This window comes from Streptomyces sp. NTH33, assembly GCF_003236365.1.
In the GTDB taxonomy this organism is placed as follows: domain Bacteria; phylum Actinomycetota; class Actinomycetes; order Streptomycetales; family Streptomycetaceae; genus Streptomyces.
In genome coordinates this window covers 1-903 of record NZ_POTZ01000990.1, presented here as the reverse complement: position 1 = coordinate 903, position 903 = coordinate 1, and the positions used below count along the sequence as shown (strand labels likewise).

The window sequence follows — 903 nt, the reverse complement described above, 5'->3', positions numbered from 1 at the left end:
GCCCTGGTGCTCACCGTGGGCCACGGCACCGCCGCGGTGACCGCCACCCCGGAGCGCGCCGTCACCCTGACCTGCGCCCCGGCGCCCTCCGGAAGCCACCCGGCCGCGCCCGACGCGTGCGCCGAGCTGCGCGCCGTGGGCGGTGACCTCGCCGCGCTCACAGCGAGCGACAACGTGCTGTGCACCCGGGAGTACAACCCCGTGGTGATCACGGTCCAGGGTGTCTGGCAGGGCAAGCGCGTCTCCTACGAACGCACTTTTGCCAACGAGTGCGTGAAGAACGCTTCCACGACGAGCGTCTTCGCGTTCTGAGGGACCGGGATCGCGCGGTCCCCGCGTACGACTGAAGGGTCCCGCGGATGGGGAGTGCGGGCCCCTGTCGCGGGGACCCGAGGCGGTCTCGCACCAGGGGTCGGCGGGCGGAGTGGGGCCGCCCGCCGACCCCTGGCACATGCGCGGCGCGCCGCCGCGTTCGCGCTGCCGCGCGGACCCGGTGGGCGGGAACGCCGCGGGCCGCAAAGGCGCGGGCCCCGCACGGGGAACCGCCCGCCGAGCCGGGGGCCGCCGCGCCCACCCGTGCAGCCCGGGGGTTCCTGCTCGAAGCGCTTGGGGGAGGCACGGCTGCCGCGACAGCCGGCCCGGTACCGCCGCGGGCTCGCGGGGCTCTCCTGCCGGCCCGGCCGCGGCCCCGCAGGCCGCCCGGCTCACCGCTCGCCGGGCGCAGACCACCATGCCGTGCCGACCCCCCTGCCGCGCCGACCGCCCCGGCGCGCGGTCCGGGACCCTCCGCTACGCCCTCTCGCGGTGGCTGGTGTCGCACCAGGGGTAGCGGCGGCTGCGGCGGCAGGTGCACAGGGCGACGCGGAAGCGGTCGGAGGAGACGGTGGTGCCGTCCTCGAGTTC

The 903-nt window shown here is 77.5% G+C and carries 2 protein-coding genes; one reads left to right on the top strand and one right to left on the bottom strand.

Annotated features, from left to right (window positions below; all coding sequences use genetic code 11):
• Positions 1-312 (top strand): subtilase-type protease inhibitor (locus C1I97_RS38015; protein WP_111007381.1); only part of this gene is annotated, 312 nt, incomplete at its 5' end.
• A gap of 477 nt (positions 313-789) precedes the next feature.
• Here the strand turns inward: C1I97_RS38015 and C1I97_RS38010 are convergent.
• Positions 790-903 (bottom strand): CDGSH iron-sulfur domain-containing protein (locus tag C1I97_RS38010; protein ID WP_146608455.1); only part of this gene is annotated, 114 nt, incomplete at its 5' end.